Here is a 23,983-nt window from a genome sequence, read left to right on the forward strand (position 1 = left end):
GTTTCTGTACTACTGGAGAGGAGCATGCACCCACTTACTGGCTTTACCGCTGGCCTACTGCTGATCACCCTATCTGAACTAGGCGATAAAACCTTCTTTATTGGGGTTATTTTGGCCACTCGTCACCCCCGTCGCTGGGTGTTTGTGGGGGTCACCGCCGCGCTATTTGTCATGACCGTTTTATCGGTGGCCATCGGTCAGGTCGTCACTATTTTTCCCGATCGCTACGTGCAGGGGCTAACGGTGGCGCTGTTTTTAGGCTTTGGGCTCAAGCTGCTGTACGATGCCAGCCGCATGAGCGGGCCGGGTAGCCTGGCCGATGAGCAGGCCGAGGCCCTAGAGGCGGTCGAAGAGCGCGAGGCCGAGGTCAAAAAATGGACGGTCAAAACAGTACTGCTGGAGGCGTTTAGCCTCACCTTTGTGGCCGAGTGGGGCGATCGCACCCAGCTTGCCACCATTGCCCTGGCGGCGGCGAACCATCCGGTGGGGGTGGTACTGGGGGCAACCCTGGGGCATGCGGTGTGTGCGGCGATCGCGGTGGCCTGCGGCAAACTGATCGCCGGACGCATTTCAGAGCGCTGGCTCACCATTGTCGGCGGGGTTTTGTTTCTTATCTTTGGCCTGGTGGCCGCCATGGATATGGGCTAGGGCAGCGCACCAGTCGCTAACGTACCCCTGTACCATAGGCCATCACCTCTAAGGCCACTACTCCCCTACCATTGTTGCCGCTCAGCTCAGCGGTCTGAATGCGGATGTTGACGACCCGTTCGGCTCCCCAGGCCAGGGCAGACTCTTCCATTCGCAGCAGGGCCTCGCGGCGACCGCGTTCGAGCAAACTTTCGTAGACCGTAATGCGCCCGCCAAACAGCTTTAGTAGCCCTGCAATAAAGGTTTTAAAAAAGTCAGACGAGATCACCACGCTACCCACAAATAGCTCTGCCTGCCGAGCATCAGGCACCGTTGCCTTTGCCCCCGCCGTACTGAGCACCAGCCCTTTAATCGCCTGCTCTCGGTGCTGCAAAAGGCGCAGGTGCTGCTTTTCAGCCCTGGCACCAAAAAAGTACCCGATCCCCAGCAGGATCGCAAAAACAACTATCTCCTCCATAGCTACTCCACCCGCACGGCGGTGCCGTAGGCGAACAGTTCTGCTGCCCCTTGGGTCAGCGATGAGGTGGCAAAGCGAACGTTGACAATGGCATTGGCACCTAGCTTTTGGGCGTCCTGCACCATGCGGCTAGTGGCCTCTTCACGGGCCTCCTGCAGCAGTTCGGTGTACCCCTTCAGCTCGCCCCCGACAAGATTTTTGAGGCCCGCCGCAATATCGCGGCCCAGGTGCTTAGCCCGCACTGAGCTGCCCTGCACCAAACCCAAATGCTGGGTAATGGTTTTGCCAGGGACAGTTTCGATATTGGTGAGAATGAGATTGGATACAGAAGATCGAGGCTGAGAAGATCGAGGTTGAACGGTCATCGTATGCGGCCTGAGGCCCGATAAAACAACCACAACCCTAGCCTTTGGGATTATCTGCGTCGATGGTTTCTAACGGTTTGCCCACTATTGCTTGCAAACCGTTACACAGGAAGCGATCGCAGCCATTGCAACCGTCGAGCGCTATAGCCATCGCCAGGCTGGTTAGGTCGTTTCGGCATCCTTGAAGCAATGCTATACGTCGGTGCGCCGCCCCGGTTTTTGCTAACGACAGGTACCGATAGCCTAAGCGAACTGGCCACAGCTATACCAAGCGTGATTTGAAACAGCGCCAGGGCTGCCCGCCGGGGGAGAACATTTGCCCCTTGGAGGCCGCTAAAGGATGCGGTAGTATCGGCAATAAACCTTAAGCAGCCGGGAGGGTTGATCTCATGTTCCATCTGTACTTTGGTGGGTTTGATGTGCTGCTCTACCTGGGGGGTATCTACGGCGCGATCGCCCTTTCGAAGGCGCTCTGCGATCAAATGGATGCGGCCGAGGTAGCCCAGAGCACCACCACCGAGACAACGGTAGCCCCCATGCAGCCAATCGCGCCCCACCTGGTTGCCCCCGCCGCCAAGCGGGAAGAGGTCAGCGTCAGAGTTTCGGTGAATTGAAGGCAAACGGATAACAAAGTCTGGGTCGCTGTCATCGAGCCAGCCGGGGGGCAAAATTACGCGATCGCAAGCGTCGGCTGGTGAGGGCGCTGGTGCGCTGAGCAGCGTTCTGGTGTTGGCTGCTTAGCCATTGGCAGCTTTGCTCAGCCATTGGGCCAGCCCAGGATGACAAACTGGCCTAGATGTCTGCTGATAACGATAGCGCTGTGAGCAAGATGGTATCTATAGAGTCTACGGGAAAATTTAGAGGTTAAAGCCCTGGTGTAAAGGGGCGATCGCCTTAAGATGAGGTAATTTTTCCCTCTGGTGCTCTACTTTTTGTGTTTTATGCCAATGTAGGTAGCTGGCATAGCACTCTAACGAGCGAACAGGGTCGATAGAATGAGGAAACAACTGGCGCGGTTTGGGCATTGGCGACGCGCATGGGCACTGGCACACCACTGGATTAACAACGCGGCTATGCTCGATTTTTTTAAGTATCGAGTGGGGCAGTCGGCGTGGACTAAGCTGATTGGTCGCACCCTGATGAAGTGGCAGCAGGATGACTGCCTTGAGATGGGTGCTGCCCTCGCCTATTACGCCTTGTTCTCGATGTTTCCGATGATTTTGGTGTCGCTGAGCGTAGTCGGCTTTTTGATTGGCCCCAACACCGTCGCCTACAATGCCGTACTCATCTTTGCCCAAGAAACCCTGCCCCCCGATGCGTTTCCCATTGTGCAGACGACGCTCATTCAGTTTCATACCGGCAGCACCAGCGCCAGTATTGTGGGTTTTTGCATCTTGCTGTTTACCTCCAGCGGTTTTTTTGGGGCGCTCAGCCGCTCCTTCGACAAAATTTGGCATACCAAGCCTCGCCACCACCGCTTCGACGGCGTGGGAGAAGTGGCGTTTATCTTTTTGTGGCGGCGGTTTCTGGCGTTTTTGCTGGTGATGGGGGCAACCAGCCTGATTTTTGTGTCGCTGCTTTCTAATATTGCGATCGATACCGTTACCAAAATTTTAGAAGGTGTTAACCAGTGGGTGACCGTAATTGGTATCGATCAGGTGCAGTTGTTGTCATGGCTGCGGCTGGGCATTTCGTTTGTGACGCTCACTCTGGTAGTCATGGTGCTCTACAAAACGCTGCCCAGCACCCGCGTGAGCTGGCGAGATGTGTGGCTGGGAGCGCTGTTGACCGCCATGCTGTGGCTCGTTTTGCAGCAGCTAATCAGTAATAGTGTGATCAGTCTGGGCAGCCAGTTTCGCTCCTACGGTGTGGTGGGGGGGGTGATGGTGCTAATGCTGTGGATCTATCTCACCAGCCAAATTTTCTTTTTGGGGGGCGAGTTCACCTACGTCTATGCCCACCTGTTTGGCAGCCGCAAGGGCCAAAAAAAGCTGATGACCAAGGTCGGTAGTCAGTAAGAGGGGTAAACCAGTAAGTGGTTTATCCCAAGTTCAGATAGAGATTTGTCTTTTCCTACAGGTAGAACTCCACTTCTGGACTTGAATTTGGTTTATTTTTATAGAGCAGTTACGGAGTTGGTTTGATGGCTACAGCGCAGCGTGGAGTAACGATCTGGTTTACGGGGTTGAGCGGGTCGGGCAAGTCGACCATTGCTCGCGCCCTGGAGGCCGAACTGCGTCAGCGGGGCTGCCAGCTAGAGGTGCTCGACGGCGACATCGTGCGCACCAACTTGACCAAGGGCCTGGGCTTTAGCAAAGAAGACCGGGACGAAAATATTCGCCGCATTGGCTTTGTCTCGCACCTGCTAACTCGCAATGGCGTCGTCGTGCTGGTGTCGGCCATTTCGCCCTACCGAGAGGCGCGCGACGAAGTGCGCGATCGCATCGGTGATTTTGTTGAAGTCTTTGTCGATGCTCCTCTCAACGTGTGCGAAGACCGCGACGTCAAGGGCCTCTACAAAAAGGCTCGGGCTGGCGAAATTAAGCAGTTTACCGGCATAGACGACCCCTACGAAGCCCCCCTCAACCCCGAAGTACACTGCCACACCGACCAGCAAACCGTCGAGGAGAGCGTGGCTCAGGTGCTGAGCAAGCTCGAAGCAATGGGCTACCTGGCCACTGCAGCGGTGGCCTAGGCAGAGGTCAAGGCTTTAGAGAACAAAGTCTGGGGTTTACACTGCCGAGTGCCAGACATCCCCTAAGCCGTAGACGGGGTTGCTGAGCACAGGGATCCATCAAAAAAGCAACATCGTCCGTAGGGGCAAACGGCCTTAAAGCCTTTGGCTTAGCTGCGCCCCTGCCCCTACCCAAATTCGCGCCTCAATTCAGTAACGCCCCCTAAACCCTGTACCTAGTTGCCCCCTTTTTTCCGTCTGCGGGTCCGCTTCTCTAGCAGGTGGGCTGGAACTTCGCGGCGGGCGTAGCTGACCAGGTAGTCGTGCACCAGCTGATGGCGATCGATGGGGATGTCGGGCAGCAAAAACACCAGGCCCGACCCCACCAAAATTTCGAGCACCAGGTCCATCTGGTCTTCTCGGTAGTTGGCCCCGCGCAGGTCAAGGTCTTCTTCCAGGTGTTCGCGGCTTTTTTGAGGGCGGTAGGGGCGGCCTTCGCGATCGATATCGGTCAGCAGGTAGAGCACCAGGCGGGCGAGGTCGGCATTTTCGGGGCCGCAGTCGTGCACAACGGTGCTCAAAAAATTTTGTACCAGGGTTTCTTTGGGATGGTTGCCCAAAGCCAGGTATTCGGCCAGGGTGTTAATCTCCTGGCGCTGAAGCTGCGCTCCCACCACCTGTAGCTCGATCGGGCGCACCTCGTCGATGGCATTGGTCAAGTCGGCGACCAGGCGATCGATCAGGGCGGTTTCGAGGTAGAAGTGGGCGTCGTCGGTGAGGCGACGAATTAAAAACTTGGCATCGGTGGCTTTGAAGTTGCCCAGGTAGTAGCGATAGTCGCGGCTGAGAATATCGTTGTTAATAATATCGAGGTCAAAGCCGCGCTCGATCTCCAGCAGGTGGTGCAGGTAGTCTTCCCGCAGGGCCAGCACCACCTTCAGATAGGGGGTATTCAAACAGTCGATTAAAAAGGCGTAGAAATCGCGCCGCTGAAACAGCTCCACGGCTTCGACAAAAAATTCTTCGAACTGATCAAAAATCAGCACAATTTGTCGGTAGCTGCGTTCGGTTAGGGTTTTAAGGCGCGTGATCAGATCGGTTGAGTCGACAGGGGCCGCGGGCGGAATGCCGTCGGCCTCGCTCTGCTGCTGCAGGGCGCGGGCCAGGGCCTGGTTGACCTCGTCGGGCCAGTCGCGGTAGCCCTTGACCAGCACCGGCACGGTCGATCGCCCCTCCGGAAACGATTTGGCCAAAGCGGGCATCAGCCCCGCATAGAGAATGGAGCTTTTGCCCACCCCCGACGGCCCGTGGATGACAATCAGCGGGTAGCGAGCTTGCTCTAGCCGGTAGGTGAGGGCTTCGACATCGACCTGGCGGCCCGAGGCCTGAATTTCGGTGGCCAGTAGGAGCTGGGGCGATGGCCTGAGGCCGGTCGTTGACCATCGCTCAGGGGTCGCCAGAGGATATTCCCGGGGCTGAATTTCACCGGCCCCAATGAAGGCCCGCAGCCGAAACTGGGTATCAACTCGGCGCTGTTTGAGCGTGACCTCAAAGGCAGCCCGATAGTTTTTTTGCTGGTAGTACTGTCTTTGCAGGGTCTGCAAAATGCTGCGAAAGAGGGTCAGATCGGTTTTAGGGTCGGTGTTAGTGCAGGCGTCTTCGAGTAGGGCAATGGCGGTCTGGGGCTGGCCCTGGGCAATGTGGACGCGCCCCAGCAGATAGAAATACCACCCCCGCTGGTACTGGTTGGCCACCGCTAGCTCGGCGGCGGCGACGGTTAGGTCATTGGGCAAATCGTCGGCCAGAGCGGCGGGCATGGCATCGGGTAAGGCATCGGGGGACGACCCCTCAGTGGTCACGGCTGCGGCACTAATGGCTTCGGCACCAGTGGCTCCGGCACCAATGGCTCCAGCGATCGCCAGAATGTGCAACGCCCGCTCAGCCTGAACTTGGGCCGTAGCCGCATCGCCCTGGGCCAGGGCTACCTCTGCCAAGTAGCCGTGATCGCGGGCCAGCCGAATTGGGTCTTGGCGGTGCAGAGTTAGCCCCTCTTCGGCGGTGCGGGCCAGGGCGGCCCAGGCCCCTAGCTTTTGCTGCACCTCGGCCAGGGCGTGAATAAACTTACCCACCAGCTCGGGCTGGTGCAGGTCGCGAAAGATGCGCAAACAGGCCGAAAAATGGCCCTCGGCCTTGTGCAACATGCGCTCGTACACGACCCGCTGCAGCACCGCCTGACTGCGGCAGGTGACTCCCAGGTAAAAGAGGAGGACGGCTTGTTTTTGGCGAGGGGCAGGGGGCGACGGGGTATAGACGCSSTNGCSGCTKSMCGMMRNGGTRRRGMGSMRRTGGSKKYASGNGMASGSRMAGSGKKYSSKRCRKSKKTGWWWYKKKRMYRGKMSGKCMGGCTYKGSWSGARGKSGKANGYSKKCRACGKMKWKRKCGYTSMRRCMSAAGRYGNCGCGGCCCCGGAGAAAATCGAGACTGGCTTTGAGTTCGTCGCCCAGGCTGGTGTGGGTCTGGGCAATGTCGGCCACGGCAAACTCTAGCTCGGTGCGCAGGGCCGACCCCGGCTGATACTCAAAGGCCCCGGTGTGGTGGGGGCTGTCATCTCCCAGGGTGAGCATGGTGGCAAACAGAGCGTTGGCATTGGCGTGCAGCGCGTAGATTAGCTCGCCAGGTGGATACTCAAAGGGAATGGGAGCAGCGGCAAAGCTCTTGAAGTCGGGGGCGTTGCGGGTGAGACTGGCCAGGGTGCGATCGCTCACCCACAGCACTACCGGAAACGGCAGCGCTTTGGGAAAGGCGTTGCGGCCCAGATTGGCGGCCTTAAACACCGCCGCGACATTCTGCACCTGCTCTAGCCCGGTCACCATTAGGGCAAAGGGTGGGCTACCCAGGGGCTCGGCGGTTAGCGCCTGCAGCAGGGTGGTAACCTGGGCGGGCAGCGATCGCTCGACGACCGGGGCAGCGGTTTGCAGGTGGTCAACCACCAATCGCTGCAGGCGCGAGTAGTTGCACCGGGCCAGCACCAGCGAAAAGCGGTTGGGCCGCAGGGTAATCGCCCGCCGTAGCTCTGCCAAAGCGGCCTGGTTATGGGCCAAAATTTCGTCGGGGCTGGCGCTGCTGGGGGTGACGCTGTTCATGGCCGGGGCTGCTGGGCCTGCCAGCTACGGTAGCGATCGGCTTCAGCCAGCAGCGGGTTGAGGCCAAACCAGCGCCCCTGGGCGTCGCGGTACTCGTACAAAAACAGGCTGCGCACCAAAATGTTGTAGTCTTCGTCGCCCTGCACATCCTGGCGGGAGACCGCCTGCAAGAGCAGATCCCACTCGTGGTCGCTGACCAAGCCCATCAGGCTGTCGCGCTCGTTGCGAATCACGGCCTCCAGGGTGGCCCGCAAAAAGGGCGGGTCTTGCTTGCGCAAGCAGCCGTCCAGCAGTCGAATCAGGTTGCGCATGTGGCCGCCGCTGACCTGGCAGAGGCGATCGAGGGTGGCCATCTCATCAAAAACTTCGCCCACCGCATCGATCCGCTGGTTCACGTTCAGCTCAGGAAAGGCGCGAATCAGCACCATCTGCCGCAGCAGGGCCATGCCCGCCTCGTCAGAGTTGCCTTGGCGATCGCGTACGGGCACCATGGGCAACACCATGGGGTTAGTGCCAAACCGATTCGAAAGTCGCACCAGATCGTTGGAAAACATCAGCTCCAGCGGAATGGTATAGACCAGATGGCAGCCGAGCTGCTTGAGCTGTTCGCCGCGATCGACAAAGATGTACTCCGACTGCAGCCGCCCCTGGGATCGCAGGGCGCTATCGATGCGATCGAGGTTGTCCATAATTACCACCAGGCGGTTCTTGCCCTGCTGCTGAAGGCGATCGTTGGCCGGACTCAGCAGCTCATCGTTAATGGCGGTGATAATGCTGCGGGTGCGCGGCTCCAGGTATTGGCGCAGCTGGCTGCGCATATCGGGGCTTTGCTTAGCCGAAGCGGTAATGCTGGCAAGGCCCGCCGAAAAGCTCACGTCGGAGATTTCCATTGGGGTACGCAGGGTATCAGCCAGGTTTTGAAACAGACCTTGCAGATAGGTCGGCCTGGTGACAATGCCGATTTTGTCGAGGTGCTCACTAATGTTGTGGGCAATGCTGAGCAAGATGTCCGAGATTTCCACATCGGCCATCTCCAAATCGCGGTCTGACTCAAAATAGATCACCTCGTAGCTGCGCTGCGCTAACTTATCCTGCAGGCGAAACAGCTCCGTCGATTTGCCGCAGCCAATGTGGCCGGTAAACAGCTGCGTGGTGGGGCGATTGCGGGCCAGACGAGCGATCTTGCGCTCTAACTCTTGCACAATGTCGCCACCGCGCACGGTCGAAAAATCAATGTAGTAGCGCTTGCCCCGCAGCGGCTGGGTGGGGTCGCAGGCATCGTAAAACTGCTGTAAATCCAGCATGGGTCATGGCCGTAGGGTTGCCTACAGGGTATCGCACCGATGGTGAGAGCGGGCAATGTCTCAGCCAAGATATTGCTCGCCCGCAGCTGCTTTACTCACGACACCAACTCCGTCGTGCTTCTGTCGTGCCAATTTCTCCAGCGCCTCAAGCGGCTGCCAGCAGGTTGACTAGATCTGCTTTTTCAGGCTTTGAGAACCCCTCGATATCGCGTTCTTTGGCCATTGCCTTAAGCTGTTGCGTATTGAGTGACTTTAACAGGGCGCGATCGGTAACCCCCTTAGGGAGAAGCTCTGGGGTCAGGTGAAAGGTTTACTCTATCGCACTGAGCTTCTTACCAGCGGTGATACAGCAGCCAGGTTGGTAATTGGTTGCAGAGCCTTAGTTCACCAATCTAGTGCGGTAAGATGAGCCAGGTCAGTTACCCTTCATCAACTTCATGTCTATTTCTAAAACCGAGGCCAAGCAGCTGCTGGAGCGGATGATTTTTGATGCCACCGACCCCCAAGACTGGGTGCAGGATGTGTGGGGACTTAGCCCGCTGATGGGCGACAGCGCCGCCAAACTGCTAGAAGCCTTCTACATCCTGATCGACTGCTGCCCCGACGAGCAGCTCGATAATATGATCAAGGGGCTGTATCGAGATCGTCTAAAGTTTTAGCCGTCTAGCGCGGGTGATCTAACTATCCGCAAAGTACGTCTTTGCCTCGCATGAAACGCCGACTCTAGCCTCCAGCGTGCGCTGGGCTTTGACTTCTGGCCAGTCTCTGACCATCGCCGCAACACACCCTAGAGCATCGCTTAATTGTGGTTCCCTACCTATAGCAATCCGAGTTGATTCGTAAAGTTAGAACAAATGAATCGCCTGCACGGACAAGATTCCCGTGCAGGCGATTTTTCATACTGTAGCCAGGATCACTCCATTATTTTCGAGGCAGAACCGGCTCTGGCTTAACAGTCAACGAGGATGGGTGAGCTGCTTCCCGTTTGTAGTTACTAAAATCCAGGGTGTCTTTGTAATCCGAGGTGTTTCTACAGATCTTTTGAACGACGCTTTCCACCTGGGCCTGCCAACTCTTGGAATACGAGAAAAACTGCTTCCTGAGAGCCACAGCATTTTTCTGCTTTTGCGCATAAAAATCTTTGTCTGTCGCCAACCTCAAAATGGCATTGAAGTATTCCTCTACGCTGTCAGGAGAAACTTCCACTGCGGCCTCTCTAACCACAGACAGCGCCGGACAGACAGAAGAGGTAACAATCGGTCGCCCCACGATTACACCCTCCGCCACAACTTTGTTAAATCCTTCGACAAAGTCTTTGGTTGTTGGCACCACCACCACATGAGACGTTTCGTACATCTTGCGAAGCTTATCTCGCTTGCAGTGACCATGTACAATAAATTGATTGGCAATACCGGCTTTCAGCGCAGCAGCCTTGAGGTTTTCTACCTCGCCACCTGTACCACAGACGTTAAAAACACAGTTGGGCTTGGCCGCTATAAACTTTTTGGCAACGTCTAGAAGCAGGTAAACCCCTTTACTTGTCTCTACTCTGCCAGCGAACAAAACCTTAAAGGTATCGGTTTCAGAATTGTAGCTCTGAATCTTAATATCGTTTAGAAAGTCTTCTCTGTAGGTAGGCACAAATGTCCGAATAGGACGGCTTCTACCGTTGGTAATCTTGATAATCTGGTCTTTAATATCTTCGGAGACGACGCAAATTTCTACACAGCCATACTGAAAGAACCAGCTGTTCAGCTTCTGAATAATTCGTTGTACAGTAGTGAGCCGCTTGTACTTAGGCCACAGAGTACAGTGGATGGTGGGAATAATTTTGATGCCAAGCAAAGGAAGAATCCCTAGAAGAAACCAAAAAGTTCTATCCTGGGTGGCAATTAAAATATCAGCTCTAAACAAAATTGCTGAAACGATCAGCCTCAAGCCCGACCAAAACTGACCAGCGAAGTAGGCAATGCTACTTCTGAAATGATGCTTCAGGGATCTAAATTCAATTTTGAAGTTTTTGTCCTGAATCAAACCCTTCTTATCTCTAGATGAGATAAGCCAGGATTTCGCGTTGAATTTACTTGCCAACTCATAAAAATTTTGAGCATAGGTGATCGCAAAGTGAGAAGGATCATCCTGACCTAAAACCCAATGCATGTAGACGCTTGTGGCATCTACAGGACCTGAGGAGTAAAGTATTCTCAACTGTTTGTCAGAATTCATAGGGGCGATGGGGCGAGTTTTATGGAGGACTTTTATGCTACTACCTACGCAAATGCCGGTGTGTTAGCCATATAACATTTGGAGTTCAGTAGTGGCTTGCAGATTAGCACCTCGAGCAAGGCGATTTGACTGAAAAGCTTAATCTGGACGATTAGGTTCTTATTAAGCGAATCATAAAGTAAGGTTGACCTAACTAGAATTACTGCTAGCTGTGTTCAATAATATACAAAGCCTTGAAGACTACCATATATCTTTAGATAGGGCTTTGCATCTAGCTACAACATGACTCCGCTACTCTCATTGAGACCGACCAAGGACAACCTTTTTAAAGAGTAACGGTGAACCAAAGTGCTCCAACTTTTCTACCGCGTAAGCTTCTCAGGTTCTAAAGATAAAACCCGACGCTATAAACCAAATGACGGCTACTAAGAGGCAATGTTCGCCTACATTGACCACTTTACAATACTTCAAACTTTAGGTAAATAGTCTGTAAACATAACTGCCTCGCCTGCACTATCAGCCTCATTTGAGCTATGCAGCCCCCACGTTTTGGCCAAAGTAGGGGCTTTAAACTGCAGGGCTGTGGGGGGGCTGGGCGATGCTCTGGCCCAGCTTGATTGACCTACACATACTCCACAGTGCTCACTACGGAGCTAGGTTTGGGATGTGCTCTTTGCTACCTGCTGTCGAATTAGCTCAAACACGGCCCGTATCCCCATTGCCTCACCCCCCTCGGGGCGACCGGGCAAGGTGCGCACGTTCCAGGCCATCAGGTCGAGGTGCACCCAGGGAATTTCGGGTCGGGTAAACTCCTGCAAAAATAGGGCAGCGGTAATCGACCCACCAAAGGAGCTGTTAGAAATATTCGAGAGGTCGGCCACAGAGCTGTCTATCATGGCGCGGTAGGGCTGGTGCAGAGGCAGTTGCCACAGCGGATCGTCCACAGCCAGACCGCAGGCTAGTAGGGTATGGGCCAGCTCGGGTCGGTTGCTGAAGCAGGCCGGTAGCTCGGTGCCCAGGGCAACGCGGGCGGCTCCGGTGAGGGTAGCAAAGTCAACGACAAGTTGGGGAGCAGGGTCTTCGCAGACGGCTTCCCAGAGGGCATCGGCCAGCACCAGGCGGCCTTCGGCGTCGGTGTTGCCCACCTCTACCGTCAGCCCCCGACGCGAGGGCACTACATCTAGAGGGTGAAGGGCGTTGCCAGCAATGCTATTTTCGACAGCAGGAATTAGCACTCGCAGGCGCACGGGTAGCTGAAGGCCCATAATCATTTCCGCCAGGCCCAGGGCGTTGGCGGCACCGCCCATGTCTTTTTTCATCAGCTTCATGCCGGCGGCAGGTTTGATATCGAGGCCGCCTGTATCGAAGCAAACGCCCTTGCCCACTATGGTTACCTTAGGTGCATCGGGGTAGCCCCAGCCGATGTCGAGCAGCCGGGGAGCCTGGGTGTAGGCTCGGCCCACGGCGTGGATCAGGGGGTAGTTTTGGGCGAGCAGGTCTTCGCCGACGGTGACGCTCAGGTTGGCGGTGTGGCGATCGCACAGTTTCTGGGCCGCCGCCTCTAGCTGCTCTGGCCCCATATCGCCAGCGGGGGTGGTGATCAGGTCGCGCACCAGGGTGGTCGCGGCGGTGGTGGTAGTCACATAGGCCGCATCGGCCCCAGGGGGAGGGACCAGTTCGGCGATCGCAGGCGCAGACTGGTGCTTGTATTGGGCAAAACTGTAGCGGCCCAGGTTCCAACCCAGCCAGAGCTTAGTGGCCAGGTCTGCTGGCCACTCGTCGGCCAGGGTGTAGGTGTGGGGCGGCAGGGTTTTGGGCAGATTGCCCAGGGTCCAGGTATCCACCGGGTCGGGCTGACCAACTAAGACCTTAGCCAGGTTGCCCTCGGCGCTGGGCACCAGACAAACGGTGTTGGGGTCGGCCTTAAACCCGGTGGCCTGGGCCCAGGCCTGGCTGTCGGCATGGTCTTTGGCAAAATTGGTCTGGTTTACCAGATAAATGGGAACTGGTGTGAGAATCGGCGTTGACAACGGTTATCCTCCGGGAGTGGCACCCAAATCAATCAGTCTATCCGAAGTTTTGGCGCGGGGCGTAAGTCCAGTGCCGAACGGCCCTACAGGGTAGCGTAGACGGCTTAGCTCGGCCTGTGGCCTGACGGTTAGGAGACATCAGGCAGCTGCCAGTAGCGATAGCTGGTGTAGGCCATGGTCAGCACTCCCGCGACGATCGCCGATTCGTCGACTTCAAACTTGGGGTGGTGGAGCGGGTAGTTAATGGCGCGATCGGTAAAGCCCACCCCCAGGCGAAACATGGTGCCCGGAGCGTGCTCTAGGTACAGCGAAAAGTCTTCGGCCCCCAGCGACGGCTCGTGAATAATTTGCAGGTACTCGTTGCCCAGGGCCTCGCTGGCGCAGCGCGCGGTGAGTTCAGTCAGGGTGGGGTCGTTGAGCACCGAGGGCACCCCCCGGCGGTAGTGAATCTCGTACTTAGCCCCGTAGGCCTGGCAGACCCCCGCGACCACTGACTCAATCCACTGGGGCAGGTGGTTGCGAGTCTCAGGATGCAGCGATCGCACCGTGCCCAGCAGCCGAACTGTATCGGCAATCACGTTGGGGGCACGCCCGCCCTGAATTTGTCCAATGGTCAATACGATCGGGTGCAGCGGGTTCTGGGTACGGCTGATCGCCTGCTGGAGAGTAGTGACCACCTGAGACGCAATCCAGATGGCATCGATCGCCTCGTGGGGGCGGCCTCCGTGGCCCGACTCCCCCACAATCACAATCTCCAGATCATCGGCGGCGGCGGTGAGCGCGCCGTAGCGAATGCCAACGGCGCGGGCGGGCACCGAGGGGTACACATGCAGCCCCAACACCGCCGAAACCCCCTCCATCACGCCGTCTTCAATCATCCAGCGAGCGCCCTGGGCAGTTTCTTCGGCAGGCTGAAACAAAAACCGGGTGGTGCCCGGCAGCGGTAGATTTAGCTGGGCCAGCACCATGGCCACGCCCAGCCCAACGGTGGTGTGCACGTCGTGGCCACAGGCATGCATGATGCCCGACTGGGTCGAGGCAAAAGGCAGATCTACCCGCTCGGCAATGGGCAACCCGTCCATGTCGGCTCGAATGGCCAAAATTCTAGAATCTTCACCCCCCGGCAGCTCGGCCACCACGCCGGTTTTGCCCACCAGCTCCTGCACCCGCAGCCCACAGGATGAAAGCACTCCCGCTACGTAGGCCGCCGTTTTATACTCCTGCCCGCTGAGTTCGGGATGGCTGTGAATGTGGCGACGAATCTCAACTAAGCGAGGCGAAATGGCCTCAACAACGGATTTTATCTGGCTCAGCATGGGTTAGCACTGTCGGTAATGGCCACGTTTAGCCTAAAGCAGACCAGAGTTGATGTATAACATCAAACCAACCTGGTTTGCCGTGGCCAATTAGCCCAGACGCTCAGAACCCACCCGACAATGCCCTAGGTTCCTTGACCTGTGGCTTCAGGAACGGGGGTTTTGGATGAGTTCTTAGCTTAATCACTAACCCAGCTTAACCGGCCTCTATTTGTCGGGAGGGAAAAAAGGCCCAGGCTCGGCAGGTGGATTTGCGGGCACTCCACCGTTAAACGGCGGCGGATTGGCATTGCCAGGGCCATTACCAGGATTGCCAGGGCCGTTACCAGGGCCATTACCAGGATTGCCAGGGCCATTACCAGGATTGCCAGGGCCGTTACCAGGATTGCCAGGGCCGTTACCAGGATTGCCTGTGTCAGGGCCAGGATTTGTAACAGGGCCAGGATTCGTGACAGGACCAGGATTCGTGACAGGACCAGGATTCGTGACAGGACCAGGATTCGTGACAGGACCAGGATTCGTAACAGGGCCAGGATTCGTARCAGGGCCAGGGTTCGTAACAGGACCAGGRTTCGCAACAGGGCCAGGATTCGTGACAGGGCCAGGATTCGTAACAGGGCCAGGATTCGTAACAGGGCCAGGATTCGTAACAGGGCCAGGATTCGTAACAGGACCAGGATTCGTAACAGGGCCAGGATTCGTGACAGGGCCAGGATTCGTGACAGGACCAGGATTCGTGACAGGACCAGGATTGATAACGCCGCCACCCGTGACCGGTGGCTGAATGGACGATGGGCTTACCGGCTCGGTGGGAATAGCGGTAACCAGGCCATCCCCAGGGGTGAGTACCCCTCGGAGAATGGAGATGGGAGCAGCACCCGAGTTGGCGGGAGACAGAACCCAGGGTTGTTCACTGGCGATCTGGCTGGTGCTGTCAAGACCAATCAGATCAGGATTGAGGGTAACGGCGTCTGTAAAGGGGGATTGCTCCTCTAGCGCCTGCAGGGTCTCTTGGCGAACCTGCTCGAGGGCAGGGCCAAGGGGGGACTCAGCATTGGGGTTGTCTAGCTCCAGCCCTTCAACTAAGGGGCTGGTTTGGTAGAACATGGGGAGGTCGAACTCGACCACCTGCACCTGATTGTTTTGAATCAGGGCCATCTGCCCCCCATAGAGGGAGTATTCGGTGCCACCGCAGGCGGTGCTATCGCCGCCACAGCTGTTGGCGGTAATGGTCATTGGCCCGGCGGGGTTGTTGGTGAGGGCCATGACAACGGTCAGGTCGCTGTCTGGAATGTAGCGCACAACCACCGCCGAGCCTTGAATGCCGGTTACGGCGCTGGGGGTTTGAATGTTGGTGCGGCCTCGTCCGGGTGGAATGAGGAGCAGCACGGTGCCGTTGCTGAGCCGAAAGTTGCGAGTATTGGGCACAAAGCGGAAGGTCGCCCGTTCACCCACGCGGGCCAGCGAGCCATCGTTGAAGCGCAGGTCGGCCTGGGAAGCGGGGGCCGTACGCAGGGCATCGCCCACCGCCAAAATGTCCGACATTCTGGCCGTTCGAGCTTGCTGACCACGGGGGATGAACTCGACCCGGTTACGCAGCGCCTCAACATCGGCTCGAGTTAGGGTCACACTAGCCTGGGCGGGCAAGCTGACCAGCACCAGTGCCATGAGGGAGGCTAACCCAGTCACTCTGGAGGCAAGGTGGCTTGGGCCTCGTCGGACAAATTGGCTGATGTTCAGCATGGCATAACCGCAGTAACAGCTTTTTATTCTCTCAACACTCTCTACCGAATGCGATCGCACCGAAGAAAGCCACTATGGATGACGCTAGAGACACAACCCTTTTGACAGTCAGCAGAAACTCTACGTATATCTACTAGTGCTTTAATAACAGATCCGTGAGATTGACATAAAGTTCCTGACCAGAATTTTACTTCATCTTCATATACAGACTGCTCAGTGGTTGTATGTAACTATTTACACTTCTGTGAACAAGCCTGGTTCGTGAAATTCAGCCAAATCACCTAGCTTTAGCCTGCTGTTGCTGGGCCAAAGCTCAGTTCAAGCCCAGCAGTAAAACTCTGCCGAGAGAAAACTCCGAATCCCAAGCAGGGAAGGGATTAGAGCCTGGGTCAAAGAGCCAGTTTTCTACTGTAGAGATGCAGGTCAGCCCGCAGTTCTCAACCCAAATCGCCGTCCTCAGCATCTAGGGGTTCGATGCAGGCCGGAGTATCGTGCTGAGGTTTGTTGACCACTTTTGATACCGGATAGCGATCCATCGCCTCCGCTTCGTAGGGGCGCAGCATGGCCTGGAGAGCTTGGGGCTGGTAATAGCTGGGATCTAGCCAGGCAACATAGTCTTCGGGGGGCAAAATAACCGGCATGCGGTTGTGTATGGGCTCCATAAGCTCGTTGGGGTCGGTGGTTAAAATGGTGCAGGTTTGCAGCTCGCCGCCGCCGACTGGGTCTTGCCAGTGCTCCCAAAGCCCGGCGAAGGCAAAGGGCTGGTGATTTTTGAGAAAAATATAGTGAGGCTGCTTGGGTTGCTTGTCGCCCTGCCGCTGCCATTCGTAGAAGCCGTCGGCCAAGATCAGACAGCGCCGCCGCTTAAACGCCGCCCTGAATGAGGGCTTTTCAGCTACGGTTTCGGCCCGCGCGTTGATCATCCGGCTGCCGATCGCCGGATCTTTGGCCCAGCCTGGAATCAGGCCCCACTGCAAGAGGTGAAAATGCGGCTCGGGGTGCTCTGCGGTGGCAACCACTGTGGCCACGGGCTGGGTGGGGGCAACATTATAGCGGGGAGCTACGGGTGGAACGGCCTTGAGGTGAAACGCCGCCGCCAGATTCTCCCCCGTTTGATTGAGGCTAAACCGTCCGCACATGGGCTTTTTCCTCCACAAACCCCGACCATCTCCGTATCATCAAAGTGTAGCAAGCGCCCTTGGGAAACCACCTCTGGGAAAGTATCTTGAGAAACCACTTTGAAAAACCGCTGGTGGGCACTATTGCCCTGGTTACCGGAGCCACCCGGGGCCTGGGCAAGGGCATTGCCGTTGGCCTGGCAGAAGCGGGGGCCACGGTCTACCTGACGGGGCGCACCACCACGGCAACCGCCGAGTCGATGGGGTCGCTAGAGGAAACCGCGGCGGCGGTTACCAAGGCGGGCGGGGTAGCTCTGCCGGTGCAAGTTGACCACAGCGACGATGACCAGGTGCGCGCCCTGTTTGAGCGCATTGAGAGCGAGCAGGGGGGGCGGCTCGACCTGCTGGTCAACAATGCCTATGCTGGGGTGTCGGCGCTCAAGGCCGCCTACGGCAAACCCTTTTGGGAGTCTGAGCCCGATTTTTGGGATGCCTGCAACACCGTGGGGCTGCGCAGCCACTACGTCGCTAGCGTCTACGCGGCCCGCCTGATGGTGCCGCAGCGGCGTGGGCTGATCTGCACGCTCTCGTCGTGGGGCGGGCTGTCGTACATTTTTGGCGTGCCCTACGGGGTGGGCAAGGCGGCCTGCGATCGCATGGCGGCCGACATGGCCGTAGAGCTGAAAAAATATCAGGTTACGTCACTCTCGATCTGGCCCGGCATTGTCGGCACCGAGCTGATGACCCAGTTTGCCGCCGAGATGGGCCTGGGGGCGAACTCTGGGGGCGGGGCTCCGGCAGACTCAATCAAGGCCAATTACAACTGGGAAACGCCCCTGCTGACGGGCCGCGTGATTGCCGCCCTGGCGGCAGACCCCGAGGTGTCACGCCGCACCGGACAGGTGCAGATTGTGGCCGAACTGGCCCGCGAGTATGGGGTGGTCGATGCCGACGGGCACCGGCCCGCCTCGCTGCGATCGCTGCGGTTTGTGCTGCCCTCGGCGGTACCGGGGCTGCAACCTCACGCCGACCTGGTGCCCGACATTGAGCTGCCCTGGCCGTTTTTGCTGCTGGGGCCGCTGGGTTCCCCCAAGGTATAACAAGCCACGATTACAGCCCCAGCGATACGACCAACAAAACCCCCACCATACCCGCCAGCCACAGCACCGCAAACAGGCGCAATTTCAACGGCGAACCCGTAGGGTTAGATATGGCGAGCAGCAGACTCCCCAGGGATTACTGCAGCAACCCCACCAGCGCTTGAACTAGGGCGGCGGGCTGCACCGGCTTAGGAATGTGGCGCTGAAATCCAGCGGCTAGGGCTTGCGCCTGATCGGACTCACGGGCGTAGGCGGTAAGGGCAATCGCCGGAATTTGGCCGCCCTGCTCGGCGGGCAGCGATCGGATCTGGCGCATCAGCATGTAGCCATCCATCTCGGGCATGCCAATATCGCTGATCACAACCTGGGGCTGAACCTGCTTGAAGGTGTCGAAGGCGGCATTGGCACTGGCGGCCGAGCTCACCGTGGCCCCCGCCTGCTCCAGCAGGAAGACAATAAAATTACGGGTATCGGCATCGTCGTCGACCACCAAAACGCGGGTGCCGCGCAGATTCAGCACAGGTTCTTCAAGGCCGGCACTGAGGTCGGCATCAGGCTGGCTGGCCAAAGCCGGTAGGGTGACGGTAAAGGTCGCCCCCAACCCTTCGCCAGCGCTATCGGCTCGAATGGTGCCGCCGTGCAGCTCGACCAGATGGCGCACGATCGCCAGGCCCAGGCCCAGGCCGCCAAACTGCCGCGTCGTGGCGCTGTCGGCCTGGCGAAAGTAGTCGAAAATGAGGGGCAGAAAGTCGGGCGCGATGCCCTTGCCGGTGTCGGTGACGGTAATTTCGGCCTGGTTGGCGGCATTTCTGGCCAGCCGCACCACAATTTGGCCCCCGGCAGGGGTGAACTTGACTGCGTTAGACAACAAATTCCACACCACCTGCTGAAGGCGAGTGGCATCCCCAGAAACCAGGCCGATGGTGTCGTTTAGGTGCAGGTCGATGCGAATCGATTTGGCCTCTGCCGCCAGCCGTACGGTTTCGACGGCAGCGTGAATGGTAGCGGCCAAATTGACGGTGGTAGCGTTGATCTCAAGCTTGCCCCGCAGCATGCGCGACACGTCGAGGAGGTCGTCGATTAGCTCGGTTTGCAGTTTGGCGTTGCGCTCAATGACGGCCAGGGCCTGCTTGGTTTTGGCCTCGCTCAGGGTGCCGCTCTGCAGCAGGGTGGCCCACCCCAAAATGGGGTTGAGGGGCGACCTGAGTTCGTGGGAGACCACGGCCAAAAACTCGTCCTTGGTGCGGCTGGCGGCTTCGGCGGCGGCGCGGGCCGCTTGCTCCTGCAGCAGGAGCTGGCTGCGCTGGTGTTCTAGCTGCTTTTGGTCTTCGATATCGGTGGCGGTGCCAAACCACTTGATCACCTGCCCGTCGGCGTCTTTCATCGGTACCGCCTGGTGCAAATGCCAGCAATAGACCCCGTCGGCCCGGCGCATGCGGCCTTCGGCCTGGTAGTTGATGCCCTGCTGCTGAGCGATCGCCCAGTTTTGGGCCAAGATCGGCACATCGTCGGGGTGAATGACCGTCTGCCAGCCCTCGGTTCTCACCTGGTCGAGGCTCAGCCCGGTGAAGGTCAACCAGCGCTGGTTGGCATCGACAATCACCCCCTCGGCACTGGCCGTCCACACCAGCTGAGGAATAGATTCGGCCAGGTAGCGGTAGCGCTCTTCGCTCTGGCTGAGGGCGATTTCGGCCTGTTTGCGATCGCTCAAGTCGGTAATCAGGGCCACAAACCCCTCCACCCGGCCCTGGTCATTGAAGCGGGGCACATAGGTGGCCGTCAGGTAGCGAACATAGCCGTTCTTGAACTCGACCGAGCGCTCAAAAGTAACCTGCTGCCCAGCCAAGACCTGTTCCACATAGGGGCGAACCCGAGCATAGGCTTCCTCCCCCACCACCTCCTCAATGCGCTTGCCGTAGAGAGCTGAGGCAGGCTGGCCAAACCAGTTCTCGTAGCTCTGGTTGTTGAAGCGGTAGCGCTGCTCGGCATCGACAAAGGCAATCAGGGCAGGTACGGCGTCGGTCACCAGCCGTAGCTCGGTTTCGCGCTGGCGCAGGTTTTCCTCGGCCTGCTTGCGATCGTGAACATCAAAACACGAGCCGATATAGCCCAAAAATTCACCATCTGGTGAAAAGCGCGGTTCGCCTACATCAAAGATCCAGCGGTGAGTGCCGCCTCTGTGCCGGAGCCGGTACTCCATCTGAAACGAGGTGCGGGCGTTAAAGGCATTGGTATAGGTGCTTAGGCAGTGTTCAAAATCGTCAGGGTGAATGCCCTCAGTCCAGCCGTCGCCCATTTCTTGGTCGATGGTGCGGCCCGTAAAGGCCAGCCACGAATGATTGAAGTAGGTACAGCGCTTATCGAGGCCAGAGAGCCACACCATCATCGGGGCGGCATCGGTCATCTGCCGAAAACGGGCCTCACTCTCGCGCAGATTAGATTCGGTGCGCTTAAGCTCGGTGATGTCAACGGCGGCGGCGTAGAGCAGCTGCTCAGTGGGGTAGGGCTGAGCATTCCAGAGAAACCAGCGGTAGGAGCCGTCTTTGTGGCGGTAGCGGTTTTCAAAGGAGAAGGTCTCGCGGCCCACCGCAAACAGGCTGGCGTTTTCGGTCGCGGTTCTAGTCACGTCATCCGGGTGAACAAAGTCAATCCAGGGTCGAGCCGTCATTTCGGCGGGGGTCCAGCCCAAAATGCGCTCCAGCGTGGGGCTAACCCACTTAAAATAGCCATCGCTGCCGCTGACCACCTGCAGGTCTGAGCCCACTGCGAGAAATCGCTCGCGCTCGCGCTCGGCTTTCTGGCGTTCACGCAGGGCAGCCCGCTGCTCGCTGATATCGGTAAATAAAATGGCAAATTTGCGGCGCTGCGGGTCGTCTAGGGCAAAGGCACTGACGCTAAACCAGCGGCCCAGGGCCGCCGCCTCGTGCTCAAACCGACAGGGTTCCCCGGTTGCCAACACTCGGCTGTAGGTCTCAACCCAAACGTCTTCCAGATTGGGCACCAGTTCTTTCGCCGTTTTGCCCGCTATTTGCTGCATGCCGCTGAGGGTTTCAAAGGCTGGGTTAACCTCCAAAAAGCGGTAGTCTACCGGTTGGCCGCTGGCATCAAACAGCATTTCGCAAATGCCAAAACCCTCCTCCATCGACTCAAACAGGGTGCGGTAGCGCTCTTCACTGCGCCGCAGGGCCACCTGAGACTCCTGCCGCAGCTGCGCCAGTTTGAGGGTGGCCTCTACCCGAGCCAGCAGCTCGCGGGCCGAAAAGGGCTTGGTTAAATAGTCATCGGCTCCTGCGGCCAGCCCCTCCAGGCGAGCCTCTTCGCCGGCCCGCGCCGACAGCAAAATAATTGGTAGCTCTCTGGTTTGCGGGTCAGCCCGCAGCTGCCGCAGCAGTTCAAAGCCATCGATATCAGGCATCATCACATCGCTGAGCACCAGGTCGGGGGGCTGCTGCTGAATGGCCGCCAGCGCCGCTCTGCCGTCCCGCACGGTTTCTACCCCATACTGCTGGCTCAGCAGCCGCTTGAGGTAGTCGAGCATGTCGGCATTGTCATCGACGAGAAGAATGCGGGGAGAGGAGGAGAGGGGAGGGGAAAGTGAGGGGGAGGGGGAAGGTGAGGAGGAAGGGGAAGGGGAGGACTGGTTTTGGGGCCAGGTGAGGATGTCGTCTAAGTAGGGGGTAGATCCGATCGCGGTTGAGGTTTGGGTGCGGGGGGCATTGATGCGATCGGCGGGTAGATGGGCCAACCCGGTGGGCAGGGTGACGGTGAATTGAGTGCCCTGGCCCACCACGCTGGTCACGCCCAGGGTGCCGCCGTGCAGGTTGACCAAATCCTGCACCAGCGACAGCCCAATGCCCGAGCCTTCGTGGGTGCGGCCCCTGGCTCCCTGCACCTGGTGAAAGCGCTTAAAAATGTGGGGCAGTTCGGCGGCAGGAATGCCAATGCCAGTGTCGCGCACCTCCAGCAGAATGTGGTCTTGGCTGGGGCGCAGCACCACCTCGATCTCGCCCTCGAAGGTGAACTTAAAGGCGTTGGAAAGCAGGTTGAGCACAATTTTTTCCCACATCTCGCGATCGACGTAGGCGGGGGCGGGCAGGGGAGGGCAGTTGACCACTAGTCGCAGCCCGGCCTGCTCGATCGCGGCGCGAAATACCCCGGCCAGATCGGTGGTCAACAGGGCCAGGTCGGTGGGTTCGTAGACGGCCTCAATGCGGCCCGCCTCAATGCGGGAGAAGTCGAGCAGGGTGTTGACCAGCTTTTGCAGACGCAGGGCGTTGCGGTGCACCATCTCCAGGCGATCGCGCTGGTCGTCGTCCTGGGCCGCTCGAATGGCGTCTTCCATCGGCCCCAGCATCAGGGTCAGGGGGGTGCGAAATTCGTGGCTGACGTTGGAGAAAAAAACCGTCTTGGCGCGATCGAGCTCGGTTAGATACTCGGCCCGCTGTCGCTCTTCCTCGTGGGAGCGGGCGTTGGCGATCGCGGTAGACAGCTGGGCCGCCACCTGCTTAAAAAAGTCGCGGTAGGAATCATCTAAGCGACGGCGAGGGCTGGCCACCGCCACCAGCACCCCCGCGATCGGGGTTTGCCCCGGCACCACCAGCGGCAGGACCAGCGCCTCCTGGGGGGGCTCGGGCCAGGGGCTGCCGGGAATGTGGCCAAAGCGGCTGGCCAGATCGGCCACGGTTTGGGGCTGCCCCGTTTGGGTCACCAGGGCGATCGGCCAGCCCTGGCTATCGGCATCGAGGCTGACCTGCGCTGGGGCATAGGGCACCGCTGCGGCTGGCTCAGTTCCCTTGCAGAGGTGGGCCGTTTTGGCGTCGGCGTCGGCAATGTAGAGCAGCGCCAGTGGTATATCGGCCGGGTCTGAGCCCAGCACCCCTGCCACCAGGGCGCAGGTCTCCTCGACGGTTTTGGCGGCGGCAGTCTTGGCGGCAAGCTCGCGCAGCAGCTGGGCACGGCGATCGCTCAGCACCCGGTACGTGGTCTCGCTCACCACGTTTAGAATTCCCTCCACCCCACCGCTCTCCCCCTGAATGGGGTTGAAGGTGTAGTCGAAAAAGCATTCTTCGGTGTAGCCAAACCGATGCATCGCCAACAGCTCATCGCTGTGAAAAATGCCCTCCCCGGTGGCAAAGACATGGGCAAACTCAGGCCCAATATCGGCCCAGATTTCGGGCCAGACCTCCTGGGCTGGGCGACCCAGCGACCAGGGGTGCTTGTCGCCGACAATCGGTCGCCAGGCATCGTTGTAGAGCAGCAGGCAGTCTGGCCCCCAGTAGATGGCCATTGGAAAGCGGGAGTTTAGGCAAATGCTCAGGGTCGATCGCAGACTTTGAGGCCATTGTTGAACCGCACCAAAGGGTGTTTTTGACCAATCGTGGGCACGCACCAGCGCCCCCATTTCACCGCCGCCGCCAAACAACTGGTCAGCCACCTGATGCTGCGTCATCTACCTGGTTTCTCCCTTCTTCACCCACCCATGAGCTCTAAGCATAAAGGTCGTTAGCATTCAGTCGCCTCAAATCGTAGAAGCAAGACATCGAGGGAAAACAGCTAGCCTGTGGCTGCCCTGACCAATTTGCCGGCAGTGCCAAAGACCGGAGTGTGCTTCTAGGGAATCGCCAGGAGCGGCGCAGCCGAGAAGTATAGACGCCGAGCCAACTGACTCTAGAGCAACCCTAGAGCCCGCCGCGCTAACCCTAGGGTCAGCGGTCTCTAAAGCCAGAGAAGTTGGCACCATAGCCTTGTTCTCCCAGCGTTCAAGGGTTGAATGACCTCTCGCCGCTCTGCTGGCCAATGGCGGGCGCGAGTGATAGAGTTTGCGCGAGTGGTAACTGGTGCAGCTCACCCATAGGACAG

Annotated in this window: 15 protein-coding genes and 1 pseudogene; 6 read left to right on the plus strand and 10 right to left on the minus strand. The window is 58.3% G+C overall.

What is annotated here, in order from left to right:
* Nucleotides 1–24 precede the first annotated feature (24 nt).
* Nucleotides 25–648: a TMEM165/GDT1 family protein gene (locus IQ265_RS03065; protein ID WP_194050734.1), complete on the plus strand. Its 624-nt coding sequence runs from the start codon at nucleotides 25–27 to the stop codon at nucleotides 646–648.
* A 16-nt stretch (nucleotides 649–664) separates the two neighbouring features.
* On the opposite strand, the gene IQ265_RS03070 is transcribed toward IQ265_RS03065, so the two are convergent.
* Entirely contained in the window at nucleotides 665–1,105 is a 441-nt protein-coding gene (locus IQ265_RS03070; RefSeq protein WP_194050735.1) for a heavy metal-binding domain-containing protein, read from the minus strand.
* A gap of 2 nt (nucleotides 1,106–1,107) precedes the next feature.
* Nucleotides 1,108–1,470 carry a YbjQ family protein gene (locus IQ265_RS03075; RefSeq protein ID WP_194050736.1) on the minus strand — a complete coding sequence of 121 codons (363 nt, stop codon included), beginning with the start codon at nucleotides 1,468–1,470 and terminating at the stop codon, nucleotides 1,108–1,110.
* 389 nt (nucleotides 1,471–1,859) lie between these two features.
* Between IQ265_RS03075 and IQ265_RS03080 the strand changes: the two genes are divergently transcribed.
* The 3 genes from IQ265_RS03080 to cysC all read left to right on the plus strand — a co-directional run bounded on the left by IQ265_RS03080 (nucleotide 1,860) and on the right by cysC (nucleotide 4,165).
* On the plus strand, nucleotides 1,860–2,084 hold the full coding sequence (locus IQ265_RS03080; RefSeq protein WP_194050737.1) for a hypothetical protein: 225 nt from the start codon (nucleotides 1,860–1,862) through the stop codon (nucleotides 2,082–2,084).
* A gap of 459 nt (nucleotides 2,085–2,543) precedes the next feature.
* Nucleotides 2,544–3,488: a YihY/virulence factor BrkB family protein gene (locus IQ265_RS03085; RefSeq protein ID WP_194050738.1), complete on the plus strand. Its 945-nt coding sequence runs from the start codon at nucleotides 2,544–2,546 to the stop codon at nucleotides 3,486–3,488.
* 125 nt (nucleotides 3,489–3,613) lie between these two features.
* On the plus strand, nucleotides 3,614–4,165 hold the full coding sequence (cysC, locus tag IQ265_RS03090) for an adenylyl-sulfate kinase (RefSeq protein ID WP_194050739.1): 552 nt from the start codon (nucleotides 3,614–3,616) through the stop codon (nucleotides 4,163–4,165).
* Between the two features lie 215 nt (nucleotides 4,166–4,380).
* On the opposite strand, the pseudogene IQ265_RS03095 reads toward cysC, so the two are convergent.
* Nucleotides 4,381–7,287 (minus strand): annotated as a pseudogene (locus IQ265_RS03095) (ATP-binding protein).
* The gene (locus tag IQ265_RS03100; protein ID WP_194050740.1) at nucleotides 7,284–8,591 is read right to left on the minus strand and encodes an AAA family ATPase; all 1,308 of its coding nucleotides are present in this window, start codon (nucleotides 8,589–8,591) and stop codon (nucleotides 7,284–7,286) included. The pseudogene IQ265_RS03095 and the gene IQ265_RS03100 overlap by 4 nt, the downstream one beginning before the upstream one ends.
* Before the next feature lie 437 nt (nucleotides 8,592–9,028).
* On the opposite strand from IQ265_RS03100, the gene IQ265_RS03110 reads away from it, so the two are divergent.
* Nucleotides 9,029–9,250, plus strand: a complete 222-nt coding sequence (locus IQ265_RS03110; RefSeq protein ID WP_194050741.1) for a hypothetical protein — start codon at nucleotides 9,029–9,031, stop codon at nucleotides 9,248–9,250.
* A 262-nt stretch (nucleotides 9,251–9,512) separates the two neighbouring features.
* Here the strand turns inward: IQ265_RS03110 and IQ265_RS03115 are convergent, their stop codons facing one another.
* The 5 genes from IQ265_RS03115 to IQ265_RS03135 form a co-directional block, all read right to left on the minus strand.
* On the minus strand, nucleotides 9,513–10,817 hold the full coding sequence (locus IQ265_RS03115) for a glycosyltransferase family 4 protein (RefSeq protein ID WP_194050742.1): 1,305 nt from the start codon (nucleotides 10,815–10,817) through the stop codon (nucleotides 9,513–9,515).
* Between the two features lie 653 nt (nucleotides 10,818–11,470).
* On the minus strand, nucleotides 11,471–12,847 hold the full coding sequence (locus IQ265_RS03120) for a leucyl aminopeptidase family protein (protein WP_228037530.1): 1,377 nt from the start codon (nucleotides 12,845–12,847) through the stop codon (nucleotides 11,471–11,473).
* Between the two features lie 128 nt (nucleotides 12,848–12,975).
* Complete coding sequence (locus IQ265_RS03125; protein WP_194050743.1) at nucleotides 12,976–14,163, minus strand: M20 family metallopeptidase; 1,188 nt, start codon at nucleotides 14,161–14,163, stop codon at nucleotides 12,976–12,978.
* A 207-nt stretch (nucleotides 14,164–14,370) separates the two neighbouring features.
* Nucleotides 14,371–15,831: a FecR domain-containing protein gene (locus tag IQ265_RS03130; protein ID WP_194050744.1), complete on the minus strand. Its 1,461-nt coding sequence runs from the start codon at nucleotides 15,829–15,831 to the stop codon at nucleotides 14,371–14,373.
* 512 nt (nucleotides 15,832–16,343) lie between these two features.
* Nucleotides 16,344–17,045: an SOS response-associated peptidase gene (locus IQ265_RS03135; protein WP_194050745.1), complete on the minus strand. Its 702-nt coding sequence runs from the start codon at nucleotides 17,043–17,045 to the stop codon at nucleotides 16,344–16,346.
* An 86-nt stretch (nucleotides 17,046–17,131) separates the two neighbouring features.
* Between IQ265_RS03135 and IQ265_RS03140 the strand changes: the two genes are divergently transcribed.
* Nucleotides 17,132–18,124 (plus strand): SDR family NAD(P)-dependent oxidoreductase, encoded by a 993-nt coding sequence (locus tag IQ265_RS03140; RefSeq protein ID WP_194050746.1) that lies wholly within the window; start codon nucleotides 17,132–17,134, stop codon nucleotides 18,122–18,124.
* A gap of 136 nt (nucleotides 18,125–18,260) precedes the next feature.
* Here IQ265_RS03140 and IQ265_RS28495 read toward each other — a convergent pair whose 3' ends face one another.
* Nucleotides 18,261–23,573 (minus strand): PAS domain S-box protein, encoded by a 5,313-nt coding sequence (locus IQ265_RS28495; RefSeq protein ID WP_228037531.1) that lies wholly within the window; start codon nucleotides 23,571–23,573, stop codon nucleotides 18,261–18,263.
* Nucleotides 23,574–23,983: the final 410 nt, after the last annotated feature.

The organism is Nodosilinea sp. LEGE 06152 (assembly GCF_015207525.1).
GTDB lineage: Bacteria > Cyanobacteriota > Cyanobacteriia > Phormidesmidales > Phormidesmidaceae > Nodosilinea.

Excerpts from the sequence above, each read along its gene's own strand:
- IQ265_RS03125 (WP_194050743.1), bottom strand. The coding sequence starts at position 14,163 with ATGCTGAGCCAGATAAAATCCGTTGTTGAGGCCATTTCGCCTCGCTTA.
- IQ265_RS03070 (WP_194050735.1), bottom strand. The coding sequence starts at position 1,105 with ATGGAGGAGATAGTTGTTTTTGCGATCCTGCTGGGGATCGGGTACTTT.
- IQ265_RS03065 (WP_194050734.1), top strand. The coding sequence starts at position 25 with ATGCACCCACTTACTGGCTTTACCGCTGGCCTACTGCTGATCACCCTA.
- IQ265_RS03115 (WP_194050742.1), bottom strand. The coding sequence starts at position 10,817 with ATGAATTCTGACAAACAGTTGAGAATACTTTACTCCTCAGGTCCTGTA.
- IQ265_RS03075 (WP_194050736.1), bottom strand. The coding sequence starts at position 1,470 with ATGACCGTTCAACCTCGATCTTCTCAGCCTCGATCTTCTGTATCCAAT.
- IQ265_RS28495 (WP_228037531.1), bottom strand. The coding sequence starts at position 23,573 with ATGACGCAGCATCAGGTGGCTGACCAGTTGTTTGGCGGCGGCGGTGAA.
- IQ265_RS03100 (WP_194050740.1), bottom strand. The coding sequence starts at position 8,591 with ATGCTGGATTTACAGCAGTTTTACGATGCCTGCGACCCCACCCAGCCG.
- IQ265_RS03085 (WP_194050738.1), top strand. The coding sequence starts at position 2,544 with ATGCTCGATTTTTTTAAGTATCGAGTGGGGCAGTCGGCGTGGACTAAG.
- IQ265_RS03110 (WP_194050741.1), top strand. The coding sequence starts at position 9,029 with ATGTCTATTTCTAAAACCGAGGCCAAGCAGCTGCTGGAGCGGATGATT.
- IQ265_RS03080 (WP_194050737.1), top strand. The coding sequence starts at position 1,860 with ATGTTCCATCTGTACTTTGGTGGGTTTGATGTGCTGCTCTACCTGGGG.
- IQ265_RS03135 (WP_194050745.1), bottom strand. The coding sequence starts at position 17,045 with ATGTGCGGACGGTTTAGCCTCAATCAAACGGGGGAGAATCTGGCGGCG.
- cysC (WP_194050739.1), top strand. The coding sequence starts at position 3,614 with ATGGCTACAGCGCAGCGTGGAGTAACGATCTGGTTTACGGGGTTGAGC.